At 60.5% G+C, this 6,694-nt stretch carries 8 protein-coding genes and 5 pseudogenes; 7 read left to right on the top strand and 6 right to left on the bottom strand.

The window, feature by feature from the left end:
* The 3 genes and pseudogenes from C7G61_RS41875 to C7G61_RS46785 form a co-directional block, all read left to right on the top strand.
* A partial coding sequence (locus C7G61_RS41875) for an integrase core domain-containing protein (RefSeq protein ID WP_145963807.1) occupies positions 1-212 on the top strand: 212 nt, incomplete at its 5' end.
* Positions 213-232: 20 nt separating this feature from the next.
* Positions 233-523, top strand: a pseudogene (locus C7G61_RS46790) (relaxase/mobilization nuclease domain-containing protein); the annotation flags it as partial.
* A gap of 22 nt (positions 524-545) precedes the next feature.
* Positions 546-899, top strand: a complete 354-nt coding sequence (locus tag C7G61_RS46785) for a hypothetical protein (RefSeq protein ID WP_244608761.1) — start codon at positions 546-548, stop codon at positions 897-899.
* On the opposite strand, the gene C7G61_RS46780 is transcribed toward C7G61_RS46785, so the two are convergent.
* The gene (locus C7G61_RS46780) at positions 890-1,177 is read right to left on the bottom strand and encodes a hypothetical protein (protein ID WP_244608760.1); all 288 of its coding nucleotides are present in this window, start codon (positions 1,175-1,177) and stop codon (positions 890-892) included. The genes C7G61_RS46785 and C7G61_RS46780 overlap by 10 nt on opposite strands.
* A gap of 126 nt (positions 1,178-1,303) precedes the next feature.
* A complete protein-coding gene (locus tag C7G61_RS46775; RefSeq protein WP_244608759.1) occupies positions 1,304-1,582 on the bottom strand; it encodes a hypothetical protein in 279 nt (92 codons plus the stop codon).
* Positions 1,583-1,899: 317 nt separating this feature from the next.
* Between C7G61_RS46775 and C7G61_RS41865 the strand changes: the two are divergent.
* Positions 1,900-3,112 (top strand): annotated as a pseudogene (locus tag C7G61_RS41865) (IS3 family transposase).
* Positions 3,113-3,431: 319 nt separating this feature from the next.
* Here C7G61_RS41865 and C7G61_RS41860 read toward each other — a convergent pair.
* Together C7G61_RS41860 and C7G61_RS41855 are read right to left on the bottom strand one after the other, a co-directional pair.
* A complete protein-coding gene (locus C7G61_RS41860; RefSeq protein WP_108523324.1) occupies positions 3,432-3,869 on the bottom strand; it encodes a hypothetical protein in 438 nt (145 codons plus the stop codon).
* 87 nt (positions 3,870-3,956) lie between these two features.
* A pseudogene (locus C7G61_RS41855) lies at positions 3,957-4,091 on the bottom strand (transposase); the annotation flags it as partial.
* 41 nt (positions 4,092-4,132) lie between these two features.
* Here C7G61_RS41855 and C7G61_RS41850 point away from each other — a divergent pair.
* Both C7G61_RS41850 and C7G61_RS41835 read left to right on the top strand, forming a co-directional pair.
* Positions 4,133-4,570: pseudogene (locus tag C7G61_RS41850) on the top strand (IS701 family transposase); the annotation flags it as partial.
* A gap of 386 nt (positions 4,571-4,956) precedes the next feature.
* Positions 4,957-5,184 (top strand): hypothetical protein, encoded by a 228-nt coding sequence (locus C7G61_RS41835; protein WP_108523322.1) that lies wholly within the window; start codon positions 4,957-4,959, stop codon positions 5,182-5,184.
* Between the two features lie 520 nt (positions 5,185-5,704).
* On the opposite strand, the pseudogene tnpB reads toward C7G61_RS41835, so the two are convergent.
* Together tnpB and C7G61_RS47175 are read right to left on the bottom strand one after the other, a co-directional pair.
* Positions 5,705-5,986: pseudogene (tnpB, locus tag C7G61_RS41825) on the bottom strand (IS66 family insertion sequence element accessory protein TnpB); the annotation flags it as partial.
* Between the two features lie 26 nt (positions 5,987-6,012).
* Entirely contained in the window at positions 6,013-6,138 is a 126-nt protein-coding gene (locus C7G61_RS47175) for a hypothetical protein (RefSeq protein ID WP_274542318.1), read from the bottom strand.
* A 351-nt stretch (positions 6,139-6,489) separates the two neighbouring features.
* On the opposite strand from C7G61_RS47175, the gene C7G61_RS45720 reads away from it, so the two are divergent.
* A partial coding sequence (locus C7G61_RS45720; RefSeq protein WP_210205927.1) for a hypothetical protein occupies positions 6,490-6,694 on the top strand: 205 nt, incomplete at its 3' end.

Below are 6,694 nucleotides of genomic sequence, written 5' to 3'. Positions count from 1 at the left end.
CATGGCGGGACAACGTGTTCGTCGAACGCCTCTGGCGCAGCATCAAATATGAAGAGGTGTACCTGCGGGCCTATGACAGCGTCAGCGAGGCCCGCAGCTCGATCGGCCGATATCTCGACTTCTATAACAGCAGGCGTCCCCATTCGAGTCTTGACGGCACCACGCCGGATCAAGCCTACTTCACCCCGCTGCCACTCCGCATGGCAGCCTAACCCCGGCAGAGGCTCCACCTATCGACGCGGAAACTCTGTTCAGACAACCGGGACCAGCTCTCCTAACGACTCATATCATCGTCAGCTTCCCGCCCGGCACTGATACCAGCCGTGCGCACGCTGCCGGCCGTGCTTGGACCGAAACGATGTTCGGGTCAGGTTACAATGGCGGTTCATTCGACTACTTCACGGCGTTCCACGTCGATCGGAAGCATCCACACTTGCATGTAGTCGTTAATCGACGGGCACTGGAAGGCCACTGGCTGAAGATCGCACGTCGCCATCCTCAACAGAACTACGACAATATGCGCGCCGTATTGGTTGATGCAGCCTATGATCATGGCATTGAATTGGATGCAACACGGCGTGCTGACCGAGGCATTATGGAGCGTCCGATTACTTATGCGGAATTCCGACGCAGGCAGAGGGTTAGAGAAGCCGTCGCAATTCGGCCGGAAGCTGAAGCCGATATTCCTGTTAGTTCCAGAGGTCACCCCGGACCGACAAACCTTGAATGCGACGGCAGGATACGAATGGCCGAAGCTCTTCAAGCAGCACGAAGTCCCGCAGTTGGTCGGGCAATCCAAACATCAAGAAGCACTGCGGAAATGGTCGACCGCGCGAATACGGGGGACATTGTTAGGGCAATCGAAGCACAAGGCACGAACCCCGGTCAATCAGATGTAGGTGATTTTGAGCTCCAGCGCGAAACTCGGCGGCGCCGCGGCCGCGAGCTCGAAGGCGACGACGTCCAGCCTACTTCGCCTGAGCGCCCACGGCAGCGCCGCCGTTTCGCACCATCCATCATCGAAACTCGCGCCCAGCGAGCGGCCCGTGAACAGCGCGAATCCGAAGAACGCGCGAGGCCGGAGCCTGCACCCGATATTCCCGTTAGTGTCAGAAGCCACCCCGAACCGCCGAACCTTGAACACGACGGCAGGATACGAATGGCCGAATCTCTTCAAGCAGCACGAGATTCCGCAATCGGCCGGGCAATCCAAACGTCCAGAAGCACTGCGGAAATAGTTGACCGCGCGAATACTGATGGCATTGTTATGACAATCGAAGCACAAGACACGGACCCCGGTCCATCAGATGTAGGCGGGTTTGAGCTCCAGCGCGAAACTCGGCGGCGCCGCAGCCGCGAGCTCGAAGGCGACGACGTCCAGCCTACTTCGCTCGAGCGCCCGCGGCAGCGCCGCCGTTTCGCACGATCCATCATCGAAACTCGCGCCCAGCGAGCGGCCCGTGAACAGCGCGAATCGGAAGAACGCGCGAGGCGACATCGCCGCCGCGAGCCTGAACCTGACGATCTCGATCCCAATGAACCATTGCGGCTTCGCAGCGGACGTGTGATCGTGCGATCGCACGATGACGAGCGGGGAGGATCTCGGTGAGGAGTGTGCCGCGTGAACGTTGCTTCACGTATTACTCTCTTCGATGGGCTGCACTGCAGGGGTACGATGACTCCTTGGCGCCTCGAAGTGAACCGCTAGGCCCGCAGGCACGCGATTCGGTGGGGCGAAGGGCGCGGAGAAGGCACAACTTTGCCAGGAGTGTGTGCTGTGACCGGCCTCCTCGAAGCCACACGATGGAGAGACGTGGTGGACTGAAGTGAAATGGACCCCGATTTTGAGACCACGTGCTTAGTTGGAAGGGGCGCTCCGTTTGATAGACGGAGCGCATGATGACGACGGAGACGAGACGCAAGATCGACGCGGCACTGAAGGCAAAGATCGCGCTGGAAGCCGTGCGGGAGCAGGCGACGGTGGCCGATCTGGCCCAGCGCTACGAGGTTCACCCGAACCAGATCTATGCCTGGAAGAAGCAACTGCTGGACCAGGCGGCCCGGGCCTTTGACGCGGGTGTCGGGCGGAGAGCGAGGACGCTCGCGAACGCGAGATCGAGAAGCTGCACGCCAAGATTGGACAACTGACAGTCGAGCGCGATTTTTTAGCGCGGAGGTCCGGAAGATGAGCACGCCGGACCGTCGAGGAATGCTCGATCGCGCCGACATAGCGCTGTCGATCCGCCGGCAATGCATGTTGCTTGGTATCGCGCGCTCTGGGGTGTACCGGCCGCCACGGCCGGCCAACGACAACGACCTTGCCCTGATGCGGCGACTCGACGAGCTGTTCATCGCCTGGCCGTTCCTGGGCTCGCGGCGAATGACCGCGATGCTGAAGGCTGAGGGGCTTCAGGTCAATCGCAAGCGCGTGCAGCGGTTGACGCGCAAGATGGGCATCGCGGCGCTGGGACCGAAGCTGAACACGACGAAGCCGGCGCCGGGCCACAAGATCTATCCGTATCTGTTGCGCAACATGATAATTGATCGGCCGAACCAGGTGTGGGCGGCGGACATCACGTATCTGCCCATCGGCCGCGGCTTTCTCTATCTCGTCGCGATCATCGACTGGGCGAGCCGTGCGGTTCTAGCGTGGCGGTTGTCGAACACGATGGACGTCTCGTTCTGCATGGCGGCTCTAGAAGAGGCGCTGGCGAAGTACGGCAGGCCGGAGATCTTCAACACCGACCAGGGCAGCCAATTCACCAGCGCGGCCTTCACCGGCGCGTTGGCGGCCGCAGGGATCAAGATCTCCATGGATGGCCGCGGTCGTTGGATGGACAACGTCTTCATCGAGCGGCTGTGGCGATCGCTCAAGCATGAGGACATCTATCTCAAGGGCTATGCCGACGGCCGCGAGGCCAAGGCAGGGATCGCGAGCTGGATCGCCTTCTACAACGATCTTCGCCTTCATCAGGCACTCGGCTATCGCACGCCGATGGCGGTCTGGCGCGAACGGATGCAGGCCGCGAAGGCTGTGGACATGATGGACAACGCTGACGCGTTGACCACATGCCCACAGCAACAGCAGCAGACAGAGTCTCTGGCGGCGTGATAGAAAGGGATCAGGAGCGGTCAGTTTCCAACTAACAAACCGGTTCAAGCGGTCCCGCTCCGCGGGTCCATTTCAGAAGTGCGGCGAGTGCATCGACAGCAAGTGGATGGTCGGAGCGAACCCTCCCACGATGGCTATATCTCCTGAGGGGAGTATGATCGCAACCGGACGATCATTGCCGGCAATGCGAGCATGAAGGGAGCGATGGTGGCGGGCGCGGTGCGCAATGGCGGTGGACTTCTCGTCGGCTTACAGCGCTGCGGACGCAAGTGCAAGGTCCACCACCATTCGAGGCGTGATGCACGCTAGTCTGCGCTAGTCATATCGATCCGTCGAGCGAGAAAGGGTGTAGCGCTTTCAGCAACACGCGCATCGATGCGGCGGTGTCAGCGGAAGTGCTGCGTGCGATCTCGCCATTGGCGCTCGACGCGATGTTGGAGGTGAAGTTCCGGTCGCGAGCGAGCCGGCAGCGAGCGGCTGCGGCAAAACGAGCTTGCCCTGGACTAGGCCCGCTATGGCGCACGCACGCCGGGAATACGACGCCGTTGATCCCGACAACCGACTGCTCGCCGGTGAGCTCGAACGACGGCGGAACAACTGTCTCGCGGCAGTCGCGCGGCTCGAGGATCAGATCGGGAGCTTGCGGAGCGAGCAGCCGAGCGCCCTCGGCGCCAATCCCAAAGACCTGATCCAGGCACTCGACACGGCTCGCCTTCGAGACGTCCAATGGGACGTCCATTTTGCCGTCTGCAATCATACCGCCACCTCGTTGATCCGAGGCCAGCTTTGCACGCTTCTGTCATGCTCCGCACGAGGGAATCAGCGAAGCGCTTCCCTTCGATCTGCGAGTCAGCCAAGTCTCGATCTTGGCATAGATCTTCTTATTCAGGTTCGACCCTGCCTTCGGGCTGAACCGAATGCCCCAAAGCGCCTCGGTGATGTCTTCGACTCGCCGAACCGAACTCCCGGCCAGATACATCGTAAACGGTATGAGCTTCCACGTTTGAGGAGACGCTTGCGTTGTGGGCGGCGTCGCTTCGAGAGATCAAGCAACGGATACGTCCGTTGTTCACGCAAGAGCGTGTTGCGACGAATGCAGGCCTATTTCCGCAAGGTCTGCTCGGAGATGAGCAGCGCAAGACCGGTTGGATGCGCGCGGAGGCGGCTGGCGATCCCGGCCCATGGCGGCAGTAGGCGATTCTGGGTCGTGGAGACTGGGACGCTGATGCCCTGCGCGATATCGTGCACGACTATGTCATCGAGCATTTGGCGGATGACGATGCGGTGCTGGTGATCGACGAGACCGGTTTCCTCAAACAGGGCAAAGCGTCATGCGGAGTGGCGCGGCAATACACTGGTTCGGCAGGGAAGATCACGAACTGCCAGATCGGCGTCTTCGCTGCCTACGTTTCGCGTCATGGCCATGCGTTCATCGATCGCGCGTTGTATCTTCCGAAGGAATCGTAAATCTGCCAGCGCGTCGCTCCGTGCTTGCGCGCCACCTCGGACTCCTGGGCACCGGGTAGCAGACTCTCGGCGACGATCCGAGCTCTCTCAGCCTCCGAACGCACGCGGCGTCCCGACGGCCCTTCAAGGACCTCCAGCCGGCTCACCGGCTCTACCGATGAGCCGTCCAAATGGACGTCCTTTTTGCTGACCAATCCCATCCCAAACCTCCGTCCAAGCCGCAGGCTTCTTCGCACGTTCGTTCGAATTCTGAAGCAAGGGTATCGGCTTCGCGCTTACGATGTACTCGCTCGCATCGCTGCCCACAGGCTCTATGAGCTGCTGCCCTGGAACTGGAATACTGCGCAACAGCAAGACCTTGCGGCGCAGGCGGCTTGATGGGGCACGTCAACCGCGGGTTCACTCTCAGCCATGTCGCTGAGATGCTCGGTGAAGACGAGGAATGGCTGTTCGAGGTCGCCGAAGAAATAGACACCGAGGATGGCCAACTATGGGTCGTCGGCGTCGGTGAAGACGGGGTGATGGCGTTCCCCGATGACGGGATCGAGAACCTCAAAGAGCTGATCGCGATCCACCAGAATAGCCACGGCGAGGGCCTGCCGTAAGCGGTATGAGCTTCCACGTCCGCCCGGTGGCTACGATCGGGTCTTGAAGCGTGTCGGCATCCAGTACTGACGCATGTTTTCGACGACGGTCGGAATATACTTGTAGGCTGTTCGCCGGAACTGGTCAGTGTCTGCCCCCTGTTTCGGCGGGCCGAGCATCGGGCGCCCCTGATCGTCGACGCAGTGGAACAGGATCGGCAACAACAGACCGCGATTAATATCGGCGGGATTGCTGATCGGTGCCCACGCCGATAGTCTTGAACTTCATAGCGGCATAGAAGCCCTCGCACCACGGACCTGCGTCGATATCGCGGTTTGGTTTGCGCGCGAAGATCGGTTCGAAGGTTTTGGGTGCCTTTGAGAGCGTCTCAACAATGACGTTATGACGAACCGCCACGGCGGAGATTGCGGCGAACCCGGCGTGCCACCATGATTGAAGGCGTCGACCTCGATGCCGAGCAGAGGGCAAATCCACTCGGGCGGATCCATCGACACCGGCCCCGCCACAACCGCGCTGTGTCACGCGCGACCAATCCAACCCAGCGATCAGCATCGACAATTGCGTTGCCGTCAAACAAATAACGCCGTCGTGGATCGGCGGCCAGGTAAACGGCCTTCCTCAAGCCACTTCGTAACCAGAACCATGCCGCTGCCGTCCCACGCCAAAAGTTTAATGCGATCTGATCGCTTCGAGCGGAAGATAAAAATCTGCGAAATAGGGGTTCGCACGAAGCGCTTCGCTCACCGGCGCTGACAGCGTATGGGCGCTCTTGCGGAAATCAACGGGCTGCGCCGCCAACATGATCTTCAGGTCCGCCCGGAACGAAATCAATTGTCGCCCCGTACCGCCGCCAACACCATCGACAGCGTCACCTGATCATCGCCGTTCTCAACCCTGATCCGGGCTCCGGCGATATCGATCTCGATCCGTCCTCGGCCTCTCACCGCTGCCAATGCCGTCGCCACGGCGGCCGGTTCGGCCGAATAACGCGGGCCTCGTTTGACGCTGAGGCAACGGTATTGAGCTGCACCCGGTTCTGTTGACACCGGCTTAAGCTAATTCGGCCTTCCGTTCGAACTCGATAGGGCTCAGATATCCGATCGTCGAGTGTCTTCGTTTCGGATTGTACAACGAGGTTTGAGAACGCCCACAGGACCGTTCTTCGCGAGGTTCTTTATCGATATCATCCTTGGTTTGGTTGCCGAGTTTGCGTTCATGGGGCCGTCGACAAGGCTGGCGATGTCGCCTTCCACTGCACGCTGGATGGATCGCAAGCAGATCGTTGGCTGGAGGTTCCAGCATGGATGTTCGACCGAACGGCATGCCCTGAGGCGGAGCTTTTGGCAGCTCGGCCATTTGTCAGCATAACCGCACTTGCCGCGCTTTCTGCGCTTCTCGATCCGGCGTTGATGGATCGAACGCCATCAGCTGCCCTGCTTTCTAGCGCATCCAGAGCCTCTCACGACCAGAATCGGGGAGAGACCCATGTCACGCGAGAGGGAATGCCAG

Source organism: Bradyrhizobium algeriense, from assembly GCF_003062295.1.
In the GTDB taxonomy this organism is placed as follows: domain Bacteria; phylum Pseudomonadota; class Alphaproteobacteria; order Rhizobiales; family Xanthobacteraceae; genus Bradyrhizobium; species Bradyrhizobium algeriense.
This window is presented reverse-complemented; position numbering and strand designations above follow the sequence as displayed.

What these genes read in the sequence shown, in the direction of transcription:
- C7G61_RS41860 (WP_108523324.1), bottom strand. Translation starts at nt 3,869, where the DNA reads ATGATTGCAGACGGCAAAATGGACGTCCCATTGGACGTCTCGAAGGCG.
- C7G61_RS41835 (WP_108523322.1), top strand. Translation starts at nt 4,957, where the DNA reads ATGGGGCACGTCAACCGCGGGTTCACTCTCAGCCATGTCGCTGAGATG.
- C7G61_RS46785 (WP_244608761.1), top strand. Translation starts at nt 546, where the DNA reads ATGATCATGGCATTGAATTGGATGCAACACGGCGTGCTGACCGAGGCA.